Here is a 16,513-nt window from a genome sequence, read left to right as displayed (position 1 = left end):
CCTAGTGGCGACGGGTCAGTGCGCCAGAGCCGTCGGAAGGTGCTTGCGCGAGAACATCAGGACGACGCCGAGGCTCAGCGCGGCGAGCACGACGCCACCGACGAACATCACGGGGTAGCTCAGCCAGTGGCTGACGACGGCGAGCGCGGCGGGCACGAAGAAGCCGAGGTAGGTGATCGAATAGTAGACAGCCGTCAGTCCCGCGAGGTCCTCGGGACCGGCGATGCGCTGCACCTCCTGCAGGCCGGAGACAAGCAGCATGCCGTAGGCGAGACCGAGGACGGCGGCCGCGACGAGCGCGAGCCACGGGCTGACGAGGCGCGCTGCAAGTGCGGCGATGCCGAGAACGGGCAGCGTCATCGTCAGGGCGATGATGATGGCGCGCGCGGAGCTGACATCGTCGAAGCGCTTGCCGACCTGCTGGATAAACAGCCCGCAGCCGAGCGCGACGAGGCACAGCAGGCCCGAGAAGGCGATGCCGAACGAGCCGGTGCGATCACCCATGACGGCGGGCAGCACGGCATAGGCGCATCCCGCGCAGCCGAACACCCACGGCGCCATCGGCAGGACGACGAACAGGAAGCGACGGTGGCCCGCAGCGGGCACGCGCAGGTCGTCGAGGAAGCGTCCCGGCATCTCTTGCGCGGCATGCGTCTCGGGGGCGCGCGTCAGGAGCACATAGCTCGCCGCCGTGATGACGAGGTGGACGAGGTAGCACAACTCCGCGGGCAGCGGCGCGAACTGCGCGAGCGCCGCTGCGGTGGCGGCGCCGAGCGCGAATCCGGCCGTCAGGCTGATGGAGGCGCGACGCGCGCCCGCGGCGGCGTCGGCCTCGGCGTCGAACGGGGGGCTCGACAGTTCTTTGATCCACGAGCCGCCGACAACCATGGCGAGCCCGAGCGCCAGGCCGGAGAAGATGCGGCCGACGAAGAGCACGGCCGGCGAGCCGGAGCCGACGGCGAGCAGCACCGACGCGATGATCGCGAGGATCGGCGCGGGCAGCATGAGCGGGCGACGGCCCCAGCGGTCCGAGGCGGGCCCGCCGAGCAGCAGCGCGGGCATGATGCCGAGGACGTACGCACCGAGCAGCAGGTCGACGGCGCCCGTCGAGAGCGCGTCGATGTCACGGTAGAGCCCGAGCAGCGGCGTGAACTGATTGCCACCCCACGCGACGGTGAACATCGCCGCCCCGACCGACAGCCCCGAGCGCGCCCCCGGCGCCGGCGCGCTCGGGGCTGTCGACGCTCGTCGTGACGCGTTCGTGGCTGGTGGTGCGGGTCGGGGTGTCGAGTGACACGCGGGGGCCTTTCGTCGGGTGTGGGTGAGTGGTGCGAAACTCGTGTGGTCGGAGGGCTCAGGGGAGCAGTCCGTCGTAGGAGTGGTGCAGGTGCGCCGTCAGCTCCTGCTCGAAACCGGTCGCGTCTCCCGCGGCGACGAGGTCGACGAGGCGGGCGTGGGCGGTGAGGACATCGCGGCAGCGGCGGTCGTCCTTCCACAGGATGCGCGCGGCCATCCGGCGCTGACGTTCCCCGAGACGCTCGTAGAACTCGGTGAGGATGGCGTTGCCGCCGGCGGCGACGAGGTGGGTGTGGAAGACGCAGTCGGTCTCGGTGAAGTCGTCGTGGTCGCCGGTTTCGAGGCTCTGGCGCTGACGGCGCAGGATCTCACCGAGATCGATGGCGACGTCGCGGTGCTCCTGCGCCTCGACGACGCTGCGCGCCGCACGCGACTCCACCGCGATGCGCGCCTCGACGACGTCACGCACCTCGCGCGGTTCGACGGCGCGCACGAGCGCGCCGCGCTTGGGGTACAGCGTCATCCACCCCTCGGCCTGCAGCCGGACGAACGCCTCGCGCACGGGGGTACGGGAGACGTCGAGCAGCTCCGAGATCTCACCCTCGCTGATGAGGGCGCCGCCGGCGATCGAGCCGTCGAGGATGCAGCCCTTCACCTCGCGGTAGACCGCGTCGGCCGCGGAGATCTTCGGCTCGCTCATGCTCGCTCCTCGTTCAGGTGGTCGATGTGCTGCCCACGCTTGCAGGCGTTCGACGCAACATAGATACAAGTTGTAGCTTACACCCGTGTCGGCTGGGCGTCAGGCGCGTCCACGACGTCATCGGTGCCGTGTCGCGTGGCATTCGACCCCGTCGAGTCAGTAGGGTCACGGGTATGAGCGATGTGTTGTCCTTCTCCGGGGTCGGTGTCACGCGCGGCGCGCAGAAGCTGCTCGACGACATCAGCTGGGACGTCGAGGAGGGCGAGCGTTGGGTCGTCGTCGGCCCCAACGGCGCCGGTAAGTCGACGCTACTGTCCATCGCGTCCGGGCGGATGCACCCGAGTGCCGGTGTGGCCGGCATCCTCGGCGAGGTGCTCGGCGCCGTGGACGTGTTCGAACTGCGTCCGCGTATCGGCCTGTCGGCCGCCACGATTGCCGACCGTATTCCGAACGCTGAGAAGGTTTCCGACGTCGTCGTCACGGCCAGCTACGGCATGGTCGGACGCTGGCGCGAGAAGTACGACGAGTTCGACCACGGCCGTGCTGCGGAACTGCTCGAGGAGATGGGTGTCTCGCACCTCGCCGAGCGTCGCTTCGGGACGTTGAGCGAAGGTGAACGCAAGCGCGTTCTCATCGCCCGCGCTCTCATGACCGACCCGGAGCTCATGCTCCTCGACGAACCCGCCGCAGGGCTCGACCTCGGCGCCCGTGAAGATCTCGTCGGTCGCCTCAGCACACTCGCCGAGGACCTCGACGCTCCGGCGCTCGTCCTCGTCACGCACCACGTCGAAGAAATCCCGCCGGGCTTCACCGACATCCTCATGCTGCGCGAGGGCCGTGTCGTGGCGGCCGGCCCGATCGAGTCGACCCTCACGGCGGAGAACCTGTCGGAGACCTTCGGCATGCCGCTCGAACTCGAGCAGCACGGCGAACGCTGGAGCGCCCGAGCCGCTCGCTGATTTCTTGGTGCGAAGGCCGCACGCCTTCGTCCGTGTGCGGCACCCACGGCCCCACCGTGCCCACGCGCCCCTCCTCGTGGCCGTGAGAAGGATGTCGACATGGGTCTGTGGGAAGCGCTCGCCATCATCGCGGCGGGTATGGCTGCTGGCATGAGCAACGCGGTTGTCGGTTCCGGCACCCTCGTCACCTTCCCTACTCTTCTCGCCCTCGGGTACCCGGCCGTCACGGCCAATATGAGCAACACGATCGGACTCGTGGCCGGCGGCATCACGAGCACTCTGGGTTACCGCGAGGAACTGCGCGGCAAGGCCGCCCGCCTCAAGCGGATCGTTCCGTTCTCCTTCTTCGGTGCCGTGGTCGGCGCGCTGCTCCTGCTCGTGCTTCCCGAGTCGGCCTTCGACGCGATCGTCCCGGTCCTCATCGCGCTGGGCGTGCTCCTCGTGCTCGCCGGACCGTGGCTCAACAAGAAGGCCGCGAAAGCACACGAGGACGCCGACCCCACGCGTCCGCTCGCGGGGCCCCGCCTCGTCGCGCTGGCCGTCGGAATCTTCGTGGCCGGTATGTACGGCGGCTACTTCGGCGCGGCCCAAGGCATCATCCTCATGGGCCTCATGAGCGTTCTCCTGCCTGATCCGCTGCAGGAGATCAACGGCATCAAGAACGTTCTCGGCACGGTGGTCAACGGCGTCGCAGCCCTGACGTTCATCGTCGTCGCGACCGACCAGATCGATTGGGCCGTGGCGGCCCTCGTCGGCATCGGCGCTCTCGTCGGCGGCTTCGTGGGAGCGCGCGTCGGGCGCAAGCTCAACCCGTGGGTCCTGCGCGTCCTCATCACCGTCATCGGCATCATCGCGATCGTCAACATCCTGCGCTGATCCCGCCCGCGTACCCTTGTGCGGTGCCGATCGAGATCACGAGCCCCGACGACGAACGCGTCGCCGACTACTTCCGCCTCACCGACGTCGCGCTGCGCAAGAAGCTCGAGACCGAGCGTGGCCTCTACATCGCCGAGAGCGAGAAGGTCATCCGCCGGGCACTTTCCCGGGGTGACGTTCCCCGCAGCTTCCTCATGGGCGAGCGCTGGCTCACCGACCTGGCAGACGTCGTCGCCGACGCCGAGGCCCAAGGCGTTCCGGTCTACGTGGGGGAGGCCGACGTCATCGAGTCGATGACCGGCTTCCACCTCCACCGCGGTGCGCTTGCGTCGATGAATCGTCCGGCCCTCGCCGACCCCGCGGAGTTGCTCCGTGGGGCCCGCCGCGTCGTGGTGCTCGAGGACATCGTCGATCACACGAATGTCGGTGCCATCTTCCGTTCCGCTGCGGCACTCGGCGTCGATGCCGTGCTAGTGACGCCCCGGTGCGCCGACCCGCTCTACCGGCGCTCGATCCGCGTCTCAATGGGCACGGTGTTCCAGGTGCCGTGGACCCGCATCGACCCGTGGCCGGGCGGCATGGACGCGTTGCGCGAGCAGGGTTGGGCCTTCGCCGCGATGGCTCTCGGCGACGACTCGGTAACGCTCGACGAGTTGGCGGCCCGCGCGCCGGAGCGGTTGGCCCTCGTCATGGGTACGGAGGGCGACGGCCTCGGCAAACGAACGGTGGCCGGCTGCGACCTCACGGTGCGGATTCCCATGGCCGGCGGCGTCGACTCGCTCAACGTCGCCGCGGCGTCCGCCGTCGCCATGTACACGTTGCGCGCCTGACGTCGAACCCGCGCCGCACCACGGCCCCCGGCCCAGCACTTCACTGGACAGCATCGACGACGCCCCACCCGAGCCGAAGCTCGAGTGGGGCGTCGTTGTGAGCCGGATCAGTGACCGTAGGTGGCCGTGATCGTTGCGCGCGCCGCGGTCTGGAAGACCGCGTTGAAGCTGAGGACCGCGGGGGTGACGCTGTCGTCGATGGCGAGCGGGTCGCCCTCGATGGCGTGCACCGCGAAGATGTAGCGGTGGGGACGATCGCCCTCGGGCGGAGCGGCGCCGGCGTAGCCGCGCGAACCCGTGTCGTTCGTCAGCTGGAAAGCACCTTCGGGCAGGTTCGTGCCGTCACCGGCGCCTTCGGGCAGTTCAGTGACGTCGGCGGGGATACCGGCCACGGCCCAGTGCCAGAAGCCGGACGGTGTGGGGGCGTCGGGGTCGAAGCACGTGACGACGTAGGAGGTCGTCGACTCCGGAGCGCCGCTCCAGCTCAGCTGAGGGGAGCGGTTGCCACCGGTGAAGCCCCAGTCGTCGAAGACGTGCGCGTCGGCGAGCGTGTCGCCGTCGGCGAAGTTCTCGCTCGTCACGGTGAACGACGGAACCTCGGGCAGGAGGGAGTAGGGGTCGGGTGCGACGGGTCGTTCGAGAGTCATGTTTCGACCCTATGCCGCGACCTCGGGCGTTGTCAGCCGCCCGACGGGGTGACGAGGCGCGACACAAGCCGATCGAGGGTGAGTGCCGGATCGTCGGTGACGCCGCCGTGCAGGGGGCCGGGCTGAAGGATCGTCGAACGAGGGGCGGTGATCCATCCGAAACGCTGCCCCAACTTCGGCATCGCCGGTCGGCCGGCGCAGGCCTCGCCACGCACAGCGGCACACATACCCTCGAGCGCGGCTTCGACATCAGCCGGGTCGAGGTGCGGTGCGAAAGCTTCGAGGCGCTGCGGTGCGAGATCGAAGCGGGCGTCGAGGAAATCGGCCATCTGCGCATAGACGACGACGCCGACGTTGAGGAACTCCTCGCGCTCGATCGACGGCACGAGACGCAGGAGGACGTACTGGTAGCCAATGCCGCTCATCGCGCACCCTCCGCGTGGGCGGGCGACCAGGCCTGCGGTGAGGCCAGCCGCGCGAGAAGGTTCTCGACGTAGGCCCCGCGGACGTCGGTCGGCGTCGGCATGGCATCCGTGGCTTCGAGCCACTCGTCCGGTACGAGGCCGAGGATGCGCTCGAGGAGCTGTGCATCGACCTGGGCGCTGAGCCGTTCGTGCGTCGCGGCGGCTTCGGTGGCCACGCCCCACATGATGTGCGAGGTGGCCTCGAAGCGTTGCGCGGCGAACCGCTCCGGGTTGGAGCCCTTCGACGGCCACGAGTAGTGGAAGTAGAGCGCTGCGCCGTGATCGATGCACCACGTTTTGCCGTGCCAGCGCACGAGATTCGGGTTGTGCGGCGTGCGGTCGATGTTCGCCGTGAACGCATCGAGCCAGAGGATGGTGGCGGCTTCGTCGGCGGGCGGCGGCTGCGAACCGTCGTAGGCGAACGCGCCGGGCAGCAGGTCCACCCCGAGGTTGAGCCCGAGGCTTGCCGTGAGCAGGTCCTGTACCTCCTCGTCCGCCTCGTACTTCGCGATGGGTTCGGGGAGCTCGACGAGCTTCAGCGCAGGAACCCGCAGGCCGAGGGCTCGTGCGAGTTCACCGACGACCACCTCGGCGACGAGAACCTTGAGCCCCTGACCGGCTCCGCGGAACTTGACGACCCACGTGCCGTCGTCACTTCCCTCGACGACGCCGGGCAGCGAACCGCCCTCCTTGAGGGGGACGACGTACCGCGTCGCGGTGATGGTCTCGAGCACCGCAACAGGGTAGCCGGGCCACTAGGCTGACCGCATGGAACCGGTCTACACCTCCGTCATCGGCCTGGCTCGCACTCTCTTCGCCGGCCAGGGCCTGAAGTTCACCCTCCTCGGCGAGGACAACGTGCCGCGCACCGGCGGCGCCGTCGTCATGATGAACCACCTGTCGTACATGGACTTCACATACGCCGGCTTCCCCGCGCGCAAGCACAAGCGCCTCATCCGCTTCATGGCGAAGAAGGAGGTCTTCGACAACAAGATCTCCGGTCCGCTCATGCGCGCCATGAAGCACATCGCCGTCGAGCGCGGCAACGGAGCGGCGAGCTACCGGGCAGCGGTCGACGCTCTCAAGGCGGGAGAGATCGTCGGCATCTTCCCCGAGGAGACGATCTCGCGCTCCTTCGAACTGAAGTCCTTCAAGTCCGGTGGCGTCCGCATGGCCAAGGAGGCCGGCGTTCCGATCCTTCCCATGATCATCTGGGGCTCTCAGCGCGTGTGGACCAAGGGCAAGCCCAAGCGCATGGGCCGCACGAACACGCCCATCACGGTCGCCGTCGGTGAGCCGATGCACTGCGACGAGGCGCTCAGCCCCGAGGAGAACACCGAGCGCGTCAAGGCCGTCATGAAGACCATGCTCGACGAGATCCGCGCGGCCTACCCGAAGCTCAGCGGCAGCGACCTCGAGTTCCTGCCCGCGTCCATGGGCGGAACCGCCCCGACGCTCGAGGAGGCCGAGGCCGAGGACGCCCGCGTCGCCGCCGAGCGTCGCCGCAAGTTCGTCGAGAAGCAGCGCGAGAAGCGCGACTGATCTCGGGCAGGTGCCGAGCGAGGCGCTGACAGCCCCGGATTTCCGGGGTTGTCAGCGCCTCGTCCTAGGGTGAGGACATGTCGATCGACCACGTCGCCACTCGCGTCCTCGAAGCGCTCGCCGGCCCAGGGGCCACCCTCCGCGACGATCAGCGCACCGCGGTCGAAGCGCTGTCCCGTCCGGGTGCCCGCGTCGTCGTCGTGCAGGCCACCGGCTGGGGCAAGTCCGCCGTCTACTGGGTCGCCACGGCAGCCTCCCGCGAACGAGGTGACGGTCCCACCCTCGTCGTCTCGCCGCTGCTCAGCCTCATGCGCGACCAGGTCGCCGCCGCCTCCCGTGCGGGCCTGCGCGCCGCGGCCATCCACTCGGGCAACCTCGACTCGTGGAGCGAGATCGAGGCAGCCGTGGCCGCCGACGAACTCGACGTTCTCCTCGTCTCACCCGAACGCCTCGCGAACCCGACCTTCGGCAAGCGCGTCATGAGCGGCCTCGCGGGGCGCCTCGGTCTCCTCGTCATCGACGAAGCCCACGCCGTCTCCGACTGGGGCCACGACTTCCGGCCTGACTACCGCCGCGTCGCCGACGTCCTGCGCGAACTCAACCCCCGCACGCCCGTGCTCGCCACCACGGCCACGGCGAACGAGCGTGTCACCGAGGACCTGGCCGCCCAGCTGGGGGAGTCGTCCCTCGTGCTGCGCGGTCCGCTCGCCCGATCGTCCCTCCACCTCGCGGTGCTTCCGGAGATGACGGCGCTCCAGCGCTACGCGTGGGTCGTCGATCACCTCGCGTCACTGCCGGGCAGCGGCATCGTCTACACCCTCACCGTCGCGGACGCCGAGCGCCTGACGGCCGCCATCAAGGCGGCCCACGGCGATTCCCTTCCCGTCGAGGCCTACACAGGTCAGCTGGAAGCCGGTCAACGCGAGCACCTCGAGGACGCCCTGCGGCGCAACGAGGTCAAGGCCCTCGTGGCCACGTCGGCCCTCGGGATGGGCTATGACAAGCCCGACCTCGGCTTCGTCGTCCACCTCGGCGCCCCGGCGTCGCCGGTCTCCTACTACCAGCACATCGGGCGAGCCGGGCGAGCCATCGAGCACGCCGTCGTCGCGCTGTTGCCAGCGGCCGGTGACGAACACATCTGGGACTACTTCGCCACGGCCACCATCCCGCGCAAGGACCAGGTCGAGTCCCTCCTCACCGCACTGCGTGCCTCCGACGGGCCGATGAGCGTTCCGGCCCTCGACGCCGAAACAGGCATCCGCCGTACCCGCGTCGAACTGCTGCTCAAACAACTCGCGGTCGACGGTGTGGTCGAGCGCAGCGCGGACGGCTGGAGCGCCACCGGCGTCCAGTGGACGTTCGACGAGGAGCACTACAAGGGCGTCATCGCCACGCGTGAGCGTGAGGCCGACATCATGCGCAGCTACATCGCAGGCCGCGAATGCCTCATGAAGCTGCTGCGTACGGCCCTCGACGACCCGAAGGCCGAGAACTGCGGCCGATGCTCCGTCTGCCTCGGGCGTCTGCCCGAACCGCTGAGCGCCGACGTCGACGCCACCACGGTCGAGCGCATCGCCGCCGTGTTGCGCGCGGAGACCATCACGCTCGAACCCCGCAAGATGTGGCCAGGTGGCCCCTTCGGGGCCCGTGGGCGCATTCCGGCGGAACTGGGAGCAGATCCGGGGCGGGTCATCATTCACGCCGACGCTGCCGAGTGGGAGGACGAACGCCGCGAGGATGCCCGCGCCGGTGGAAGCGAGCCACCCTCGCAGGCGCTCCGGGACTCGACGGTGCGTGTCCTCGCGGCCTGGGCGTCCACCTGGCGCCGCCGCCCGAGCTGCGTCATCGCGCTTCCCACACGCACCGCATCGGCCGCCGTCGCCACGGCGCGCGTCGAGGGCCTCGCCGAGCACCTGGGCGAGGTAGGCAATCTGCCCGTGGCGACGTGGAACGGCGTCCCGCCGGACACCCAGGGGCTCTCCGGAGCACAGGTTGCTGCGGCGTGGCGTGACGCCTTGGCCACGACGGGTTTCCCCGACGTGGCCGGCGCGAGCGTTCTCCTCGTCGTCGACACGACAAACACGACGTGGGAGCCCACCGTCGCCGCGGCGAGCCTGCGCGAAGCCGGTGCCGATGTCGTCCTTCCGCTCGTCATCCACCGCGCGGTCGGCTGACGTGGCGTGCGTCGAATCGCCGGTCGCCCGGCCTCGGTTCTAAGGTGACGTTCATGCGTGCACTCACCGTCGTACCCTTGAAGGCCGGCTCCCTCGCCGTCACCGACATGCCCGACCCGAACCGTGGTGACGACGAGCTCCTCGTCGAAGGCCTCGCGCTCGGCGTGTGCGGCACCGATCACGAAGTCTCCGAAGGCGCCTACGGCTGGGCCCCCGACGGTGCCGAGCGCCTCATCCTCGGCCACGAGTCCCTCGGGCGCGTCCTCGAAGCTCCCGAAGGCAGCGAGTTCGCACCGGGTGACCTCGTCGTCGGCATCGTGCGTATGCCCGACCCCCAGCCCTGCGTCGCGTGCGCCCACGACGAGTGGGACATGTGCCGCAACGGCGAGTACACCGAGCACGGCATCAAGCAGATCCACGGCTTCGGTTCGAGGCGCTGGAGCATTCCCGCCGAACACGCCGTGAAGCTCGCACCCAACCTCGAGAAGGTCGGTGTCCTTCTCGAACCGACCACCGTGGTCGCCAAGGCGTGGGAGCAGGTCGAGCGCATCGGCTCGCGCGCCTACTTCGACCCCAAGAAGGTGCTCGTCACCGGCGCCGGCCCCATCGGTCTCCTCGGCGCCCTCATCGGCGTTCAGAAGGGCCTCGAGGTCTACGTCCTCGACCGTGCCACCGAGGGCATCAAACCCGAACTCGTCGAAGCGCTCGGCGCGCACTACGTCACGGGCGATGCCGTCGAGCAGATGACGACCATCGCCCCCGACGTCGTCATCGAAGCCACCGGTGCCGTGCCCGTCATCTCGGCCGTGCTGGCCAACAACGTTCCGTACGGCATCGTCTGCCTCACCGGAATCTCGGCTCCGCACGAGTCCGAGGTCGACCTCGGGTTCATCAACCGTGACCTCGTGCTCGACAACGGCGTCGTCGTCGGCTCCGTCAACGCCAACCGTCGCCACTACGAAGAGGCCGCCGCAGTGCTCCACCGTGCGGACAACGCGTGGCTCGAGCGTCTCATCACGCGCCGGGTGCCGCTGGAGGACTTCGCGCAGGCCTTCGAGCGTCAGGACAGCGACGTCAAGGTGGTTCTCGACCTCACGTGAGAAGCGACCCCAGCATCCTGCACGTCGACCTCGACGCCTTCTTCGCGTCCGTCGAACAGCGTGACAAGCCCAGCCTGCGCGGGCGACCTGTCGTCGTCGGTGGCACGGGGAGGCGTGGGGTCGTCTCGACGGCGTCGTACGAGGCCAGGGTTTACGGTGCCCGCAGCGCGATGAGCACGGCGGAGGCGCGTGCTATCTGCCCCGCCGGAACGGCGTTCCTCTCCCCGCGATTCGAGGCGTACCGCAAGTCGTCCCTCGTCGTCATGGATCTGCTGCGTGAACTGTCGCCGCTCGTGGAGCAGGTCTCGATCGACGAGGCGTACGTCGATCTGCGGGGCGCCGACCTGGAGGATTTGGAGGTCGAAACCGTCCGGAAAAGACTCGAGCGCCTCGATGCCGACATCCGGGAGGCGACCGGCGGCCTCACGGCCAGCGCCGGTGCGGCCACCTCGAAAATGCTCGCGAAGATCGGCTCGGATCTCGACAAGCCGAACGGCATCACGATCGTCGCGCCGGGGGAGGAGGAGAGCGTCCTCGAACCGATGAGTGTGCGGGCGATCAGCGGCGTCGGGCCGGCCACGGCGGCCCGGCTGCGCACGTTCGGGGTCGAGACGGTCGGCGACCTGCGGCGCATGACCGACACCGACCTCGTCAGCGTGTTCGGCGAACGGCACGGGCGCTCCCTCTTCGCGCTGGCGCGGGCCCGGGACGACCGCGAGCTCACGCTCTCGCGCGAGGCCAAGAGCATCTCGAACGAGGAGACCTTCGAACGTGACGTGCACGAGCGTCACGTCCTGCACCGCGAGATCGAGCGCATCGCCGAATCGGTCGGGGCGCGCGCCGAGAAGGCCGGTGTCTTCGGCCGAACCGTCCACCTCAAGGTGAGGCTTCCCGACTTCACGGCCCTGACGCGCAGCTTCACGACCACCTCACCGACACGGGACGCCGACGTCATCGCGCGAACCGCCACACGCTTGCTCGACGGGCTCGATCTGCCCCAGGGGGTGCGTCTGCTCGGGGTTGGTCTCAGCGGGTTCGTGGCGCACGCCCAGACGGGACTGTTCGATCTCGAGACCGCGGCCGGCGACGAGACCGAATACCCGGAGGTCTTCGCGCCGTCACCGCAGGACGAGCCCGCCCCCGGCAGCGACACCACCGATCTCTCGACGCGCTTCAGCCCGTCGCCAGAGCGCCGCTGGCGTACCGGAATGGACGTCCACCACCCCGATCACGGCAACGGCTGGGTCTGGGGCTCCGGGCGCTCTCGCGTCACGGTTCGCTTCGAGGGGCCGAGCACCCCGCCGGGACCGGTGCACACCTTCGCCGTGGACGACGAGGCCCTCTCACCAGCAGAAGCGCCGAGCTGGACGTAGATCACGTCTCAGCTCGGCGCTTCGCCGGCGGATTCTCGGGCCGTCAGTCGGCGCTCACGCCCAGGGCCGCCGCCAGAGCAGCCGGAGCCTTCGCCTCCTCCGCGCGCCCCTGCCGCTGCAGCGTGCGCGCGAGAAGCATGGCGGCGTAGCCGTTCGTCGGCTGATCGCTCAACACAGCACGAGCAGTGCTCTCGGCGAGGTCCAGCCGGGCGGAGTGGTAGTAGGAGCGAGCAAGCAGTTCACGCACGTCGCCGAGACCGTGGCGGTGGTCGACCGGCTGGCCCAGGATCCATTCGAGCCGCCCGGCGGCATCGACGTAACGGCGGCGTTCGAAGTCACGCAGGGCACCCTCGTACTCGACGCGGGCGTCGGTGCGCACGGGGGTGAAGTCGCTCCACGGGTAATTCGCCATCGAAGGCCTCCTGACCGATCGGTCGATGTTCTGAGATGTAAGACAATCGTTAGGGTTTCCGCATTCCCGACCCCAGTCGGACCACGTACGGTGGGCCGCAAGCGCATTGACGGCCAACCCTTGGGAGCGGAACACGATGAACGGCAGTGCATGGCTGATGTGGCTCGGCGTCGCGCTCGCGATGGCGGCCGTGGAGGCCGTCACGGTGGACTTCGTGTTCATCATGCTCGCGATCGGCGCTCTCGCCGGCGCCCTGGCCTCCTTCCTCGGCGCAGGGTTCGTCCTCAGCGCGGTCGTCGCGGTCGCTGTCGCAGTGGGCCTCCTGTTCACGCTGCGCCCGGCCCTGCGCAAGCGTCTGCGCCCCAAGCGTGACAACAGGGACATCGGCCCGATGTCCGTCGTCGGCCTCACCGGCTATGTCGTCGAGCCCGTGTCCGACACGGCCGGCCTGGTCAAGGTCCACGGTGACCTGTGGACCGCGCGTACCGACGTTCGCACGACGCTGCCGCTCGGCTCGTCCGTTCAGGTCGTCGAACTGCAGGGTGCGACCCTGCTCGTCGACCCGGCCAGCCCCGGCGCCCACTACTGATCGCGCGCCACCACAGTCCGAAGCACACACTGCCGGGCACCGAACCGGCAGGGGAGGGAACACCATGTCACCAGGACTCATCGCCGTCCTGCTGCTCGTCCTGTTCGTCGTCGTCGTCCTCATGCGGACGGTGCGCATCGTGCCGCAGCAGACGGCGCAGATCATCGAGCGCCTCGGTTCGTACAACCGCACCCTGACCGACGGTCTGCACATCCTCGTGCCGTTCATCGACCGCGTCCGCGCGAACATCGACCTGCGCGAGCAGGTCGTCACCTTCCCGCCGCAGCCGGTCATCACGAGCGACAACCTCGTCGTGAGCATCGACACCGTCATCTACTACTCGGTGACCGACCCGAAGTCGGCCGTGTACGAGATCGAGAACTTCATCCAGGGCATCGAGCAGCTCACGGTCACGACACTGCGTAACGTCATCGGTTCGCTCGACCTCGAGCAGACGCTGACCTCGCGCGACCAGATCAACGGCCAGCTGCGCGGCGTGCTCGACGAGGCGACCGGGCGCTGGGGCATCCGCGTCAACCGCGTGGAGCTCAAGGCCATCGACCCGCCGGCCTCGGTGCAGGACTCGATGGAGAAGCAGATGCGCGCCGAGCGTGACCGCCGCGCCGCCATCCTCAACGCCGAGGGTTTCAAGCAGTCGCAGATCCTTACGGCCGAGGGTGAGAAGCAGTCCTCGATCCTCAAGGCCGAGGGTGAGGCCCAGGCGGCCATCCTCAAGGCACAGGGTGAGGCCCGCGCCATCCAGCAGGTCTTCGACGCCATCCACCGAGGCAAGCCGACGCAGCGTCTGCTCGCCTACCAGTACCTGCAGACACTGCCGCAACTCGCTCAGGGCGACTCGAACAAGATGTGGGTCATCCCGTCCGAGGTCACGGACGCTCTGCGCGGCATCTCGAGCGCCCTCGGCGGCGACGCCGGTCGCCCGGGGGACAACGACGACGAGGAATGGGTCGACCCCGGCACGAACGACACCAACGCGTTCGCCGACACCACGCTCGAGGACCCGGAGGTCGCTCTGGCGAACGCCCGCGGTGAGGCCAACCAGGCCACGACCGAGGCGGAGCGCAACACGCAGACGGCCGCTCGCCCCGTGCGAGCTGCTGCTCCGTCAGCCGCCGAAGATGCCCCGAGCGAAGTCGAGCGCCAGCAGATCGCGCCGTCGCCGCACGTGGCTGCTCCCACGTTCGACGAGGCTGAAGGCTCGCCGGAGCCGGCACCGCAGGAGGTGCGCGAGGAGCGTCCCGTGCGCGCGCCGCTGCCAGGCGTGAACCGCGACGAGCAGGGGAATACCAACGCCTGACGTATGACGTTTCGACGTCGTCAGCACGCGAACGGCCCGCCGACATCACCGTGTCGGCGGGCCGTGGCGCACCCCCGGGATCTCGATGTGCATTCGCCGGAATCGCCTGGTAGTGTTTTCCCTCGTTGGAAGGACGCGGAAGCGGCCGGAAAACACCACCTGTCCGGGTGGCGGAATGGCAGACGCGCTAGCTTGAGGTGCTAGTGTCCTTTATCGGACGTGGGGGTTCAAGTCCCCCCTCGGACACACCGCGAAGCGGCTCGATGAGAGAGATCATCGGGCCGCTTTTTCGTGCCCGGAAACGGGTGGCAGAGTAGGAGCATGACTTCTGCAGCCGCCGAAAGTGACGTCCTTCGTATCTGCCGTGACCTCATTCGCATCGACACGAGCAACTACGGCCCCGGGGTCGAGGGGCCGGGGGAGCGCGAGGCGGCCGAGTACGTCGTCGGTCAGCTGCAGGAGGTCGGCCTCGAGCCCGAGTTGTTCGAGAGCGAGAAGGGCCGCGCTAACGTCGTCGTTCGCATCCCCGGCGAGGACTCCGAGCGCGGCGCCCTCGTCGTCCACGGGCACCTCGACGTCGTTCCGGCTGAAGCGGCCGACTGGACTCACGACCCCTTCGCGGCGGATCTGGCAGACGGGTGCGTCTGGGGTCGCGGCGCCATCGACATGAAGGACATGGACGCCATGATCCTCGCGACGGTGCGTGACTTCGCCCGCCGCGGCGTCAAGCCGTCGCGTGACCTGCTCGTCGCCTTCTTCGCCGACGAGGAAGCCGGGGGAGTGCTCGGCTCACACTGGGCCGTCGACAACCGCCCCGAGTTGTTCGACGGCGCCACCGAAGCTATCAGCGAGGTGGGCGGCTACTCCGTCACCGTGCCGGCAGCCTCCGGTGGTGACCAGCGGGCCTACCTGCTCCAGACCGCGGAAAAGGGCATCCGGTGGCTGCGCCTCACCGCCCACGGACGCGCCGGACACGGCAGCGTGCCGAACGACGAGAACGCCATCGTCCGACTCGCGCAGGCCATCACGCGCATCGACGCCCACGTGTGGCCGCGCCAGTACATCGCGAGTGTGCGCGCCCTCCTCGACGGTCTGTCGACCACCACGGGCATCACGTACGCCGACGACGACAACACCGCCCTGCTGTCCACGATCGGCGGGGCTCGCGGCTTCGTCGAAGGCACCCTGGCGAACACGTCGAACGTGACGATGCTTGCGGCGGGGTACAAGCAGAACGTCATTCCTCAGACGGCATCGGTCAACGTCGACTGTCGCTTCCTGCCCGGCCACGAGGACGAGCTCATGGCGGTCATCGAGGAACTCGCCGGTGAGCACGTGACGGTCGAGACGTTGCATCGGGACATTGCGCTCGACGCACCGTTCGAGACGGACCTCGTCGATCGGATGAAGTCGGCTCTGCGCGCCGAGGACCCGGGCTGTGAAGTGCTGCCCTACTGCCTCTCGGGCGGCACGGACAACAAGGCGCTCAAGGAACTCGGCATCACCGGCTACGGGTTCGCACCCCTGCGTCTGCCGGCCAACCTCGACTTCGCCCCGATGTTCCACGGCATCGACGAGCGCGTGCCGGTCGAGAGCCTGGAATTCGGTCAGCGCGTCCTGGCGCGCTTCCTCACCGACTGCTGAGCGGCTCGCGGCTCCGCCCGACACGACAGGAGTCAGAGCAGGCCGCCGGGGGACTCGCGGCGCATGCGAATGATGCGCCGGCGCAGCCAGACCCGACGCATTCCGCCGAGGTAGAGGCGCGTGCGCGCGAGTTCCCAGTGCCCGTACTCCGCCTCATCGGTGAGGGCCTGTCGGATGTCTCCGCGGCTGGTGCCGCGCTCGAAGGTGAGCGTGCGGTATTCGTACTCGGGCATCTGCACATTCTGCCGCGTTCGCGGTAGCGTTTTCCACATGACCGCAGACCCGCGCGCAGCTCTGGAAACACTCACGAGCGCCTTCGAACGTCACCTCGAAGCATGTTCCGGACGACGGGGAGAGAACGACCCCGCGGTCGTCGCCGCCTACCAGGCGTTGGCCGATGCCTTCGAGGACTACGACGACGCCCTCATGGACGCCTTCAACGAAGTCACACCGCTCGAGGTGTACTCGGAGGAGGACTTCGACGAAGATGACGACGACGAGTACGACGAGGAAGACCTCGACGACGAAGACGAGGACGACGAGCACTGAGCGTCGCGCGCGTCATGGTGCAATGACGCTCCGAACATGA

Annotated in this window: 18 protein-coding genes and 1 tRNA gene; 12 read left to right on the top strand and 7 right to left on the bottom strand. The window is 68.8% G+C overall.

Going from position 1 to position 16,513, the window contains the following annotated elements:
- Positions 1–15: 15 nt before the first annotated feature.
- Together IM689_RS12025 and IM689_RS12020 are read right to left on the bottom strand one after the other, a co-directional pair.
- Complete coding sequence (locus IM689_RS12025) at positions 16–1,182, bottom strand: MFS transporter (RefSeq protein ID WP_193644170.1); 1,167 nt, start codon at positions 1,180–1,182, stop codon at positions 16–18.
- Between the two features lie 172 nt (positions 1,183–1,354).
- Positions 1,355–1,996 carry a GntR family transcriptional regulator gene (locus tag IM689_RS12020; protein ID WP_118912400.1) on the bottom strand — a complete coding sequence of 214 codons (642 nt, stop codon included), beginning with the start codon at positions 1,994–1,996 and terminating at the stop codon, positions 1,355–1,357.
- 173 nt (positions 1,997–2,169) lie between these two features.
- Here IM689_RS12020 and IM689_RS12015 point away from each other — a divergent pair, with 173 nt between their 5' ends.
- The 3 genes from IM689_RS12015 to IM689_RS12005 all read left to right on the top strand — a co-directional run bounded on the left by IM689_RS12015 (position 2,170) and on the right by IM689_RS12005 (position 4,661).
- Complete coding sequence (locus IM689_RS12015) at positions 2,170–2,955, top strand: ABC transporter ATP-binding protein (protein WP_193644169.1); 786 nt, start codon at positions 2,170–2,172, stop codon at positions 2,953–2,955.
- Between the two features lie 99 nt (positions 2,956–3,054).
- A complete protein-coding gene (locus IM689_RS12010; RefSeq protein ID WP_193644168.1) occupies positions 3,055–3,831 on the top strand; it encodes a sulfite exporter TauE/SafE family protein in 777 nt (258 codons plus the stop codon).
- A 23-nt stretch (positions 3,832–3,854) separates the two neighbouring features.
- Entirely contained in the window at positions 3,855–4,661 is an 807-nt protein-coding gene (locus IM689_RS12005; RefSeq protein ID WP_193644167.1) for a TrmH family RNA methyltransferase, read from the top strand.
- A 107-nt stretch (positions 4,662–4,768) separates the two neighbouring features.
- On the opposite strand, the gene IM689_RS12000 is transcribed toward IM689_RS12005, so the two are convergent.
- The 3 genes from IM689_RS12000 to IM689_RS11990 are packed head-to-tail and all read right to left on the bottom strand — an operon-like array spanning position 4,769 to position 6,506.
- On the bottom strand, positions 4,769–5,308 hold the full coding sequence (locus IM689_RS12000; protein WP_129663516.1) for a YbhB/YbcL family Raf kinase inhibitor-like protein: 540 nt from the start codon (positions 5,306–5,308) through the stop codon (positions 4,769–4,771).
- 32 nt (positions 5,309–5,340) lie between these two features.
- Positions 5,341–5,733, bottom strand: a complete 393-nt coding sequence (locus IM689_RS11995; protein WP_118912388.1) for a DUF3037 domain-containing protein — start codon at positions 5,731–5,733, stop codon at positions 5,341–5,343.
- Positions 5,730–6,506, bottom strand: a complete 777-nt coding sequence (locus IM689_RS11990; RefSeq protein WP_047312817.1) for a HipA family kinase — start codon at positions 6,504–6,506, stop codon at positions 5,730–5,732. The genes IM689_RS11995 and IM689_RS11990 overlap by 4 nt, the downstream gene beginning before the upstream one ends.
- Positions 6,507–6,540: 34 nt before the next feature.
- Here IM689_RS11990 and IM689_RS11985 point away from each other — a divergent pair, with 34 nt between their 5' ends.
- The 4 genes from IM689_RS11985 (at position 6,541) to IM689_RS11970 (ending at position 11,961) form a co-directional block, all read left to right on the top strand.
- On the top strand, positions 6,541–7,314 hold the full coding sequence (locus IM689_RS11985) for a lysophospholipid acyltransferase family protein (RefSeq protein ID WP_193644166.1): 774 nt from the start codon (positions 6,541–6,543) through the stop codon (positions 7,312–7,314).
- A 77-nt stretch (positions 7,315–7,391) separates the two neighbouring features.
- A complete protein-coding gene (locus IM689_RS11980) occupies positions 7,392–9,488 on the top strand; it encodes a RecQ family ATP-dependent DNA helicase (RefSeq protein ID WP_193644165.1) in 2,097 nt (698 codons plus the stop codon).
- Between the two features lie 53 nt (positions 9,489–9,541).
- Positions 9,542–10,588: a glucose 1-dehydrogenase gene (locus IM689_RS11975; protein WP_193644164.1), complete on the top strand. Its 1,047-nt coding sequence runs from the start codon at positions 9,542–9,544 to the stop codon at positions 10,586–10,588.
- Positions 10,585–11,961: a DNA polymerase IV gene (locus IM689_RS11970; RefSeq protein ID WP_193644163.1), complete on the top strand. Its 1,377-nt coding sequence runs from the start codon at positions 10,585–10,587 to the stop codon at positions 11,959–11,961. The genes IM689_RS11975 and IM689_RS11970 overlap by 4 nt, the downstream gene beginning before the upstream one ends.
- Before the next feature lie 43 nt (positions 11,962–12,004).
- Here IM689_RS11970 and IM689_RS11965 read toward each other — a convergent pair whose 3' ends face one another.
- The gene (locus tag IM689_RS11965; protein WP_193644162.1) at positions 12,005–12,373 is read right to left on the bottom strand and encodes a hypothetical protein; all 369 of its coding nucleotides are present in this window, start codon (positions 12,371–12,373) and stop codon (positions 12,005–12,007) included.
- A 136-nt stretch (positions 12,374–12,509) separates the two neighbouring features.
- Between IM689_RS11965 and IM689_RS11960 the strand changes: the two genes are divergently transcribed.
- The 4 genes from IM689_RS11960 (at position 12,510) to IM689_RS11945 (ending at position 15,924) form a co-directional block, all read left to right on the top strand.
- Positions 12,510–12,962, top strand: a complete 453-nt coding sequence (locus tag IM689_RS11960; protein WP_193644161.1) for an NfeD family protein — start codon at positions 12,510–12,512, stop codon at positions 12,960–12,962.
- Between the two features lie 64 nt (positions 12,963–13,026).
- Positions 13,027–14,280 (top strand): SPFH domain-containing protein, encoded by a 1,254-nt coding sequence (locus tag IM689_RS11955; protein ID WP_193644160.1) that lies wholly within the window; start codon positions 13,027–13,029, stop codon positions 14,278–14,280.
- Positions 14,281–14,441: 161 nt separating this feature from the next.
- Positions 14,442–14,526, top strand: a tRNA-Leu gene (locus IM689_RS11950).
- Positions 14,527–14,601: 75 nt separating this feature from the next.
- Positions 14,602–15,924 carry a M20/M25/M40 family metallo-hydrolase gene (locus IM689_RS11945; protein WP_193644159.1) on the top strand — a complete coding sequence of 441 codons (1,323 nt, stop codon included), beginning with the start codon at positions 14,602–14,604 and terminating at the stop codon, positions 15,922–15,924.
- A 32-nt stretch (positions 15,925–15,956) separates the two neighbouring features.
- Here IM689_RS11945 and IM689_RS11940 read toward each other — a convergent pair whose 3' ends face one another.
- The gene (locus tag IM689_RS11940; protein ID WP_047312900.1) at positions 15,957–16,157 is read right to left on the bottom strand and encodes a DUF5703 family protein; all 201 of its coding nucleotides are present in this window, start codon (positions 16,155–16,157) and stop codon (positions 15,957–15,959) included.
- Between the two features lie 37 nt (positions 16,158–16,194).
- Here IM689_RS11940 and IM689_RS11935 point away from each other — a divergent pair, with 37 nt between their 5' ends.
- Complete coding sequence (locus IM689_RS11935) at positions 16,195–16,473, top strand: MCP four helix bundle domain-containing protein (RefSeq protein WP_047312825.1); 279 nt, start codon at positions 16,195–16,197, stop codon at positions 16,471–16,473.
- Positions 16,474–16,513 lie beyond the last annotated feature (40 nt).

The organism is Dermacoccus barathri (genome assembly GCF_015070805.1).
In the GTDB taxonomy this organism is placed as follows: Bacteria; Actinomycetota; Actinomycetes; order Actinomycetales; family Dermatophilaceae; genus Dermacoccus; species Dermacoccus abyssi.
The sequence above is the reverse complement of the archived record's forward strand: the minus strand, read 5'-3'. Positions and strand labels throughout refer to the sequence as shown.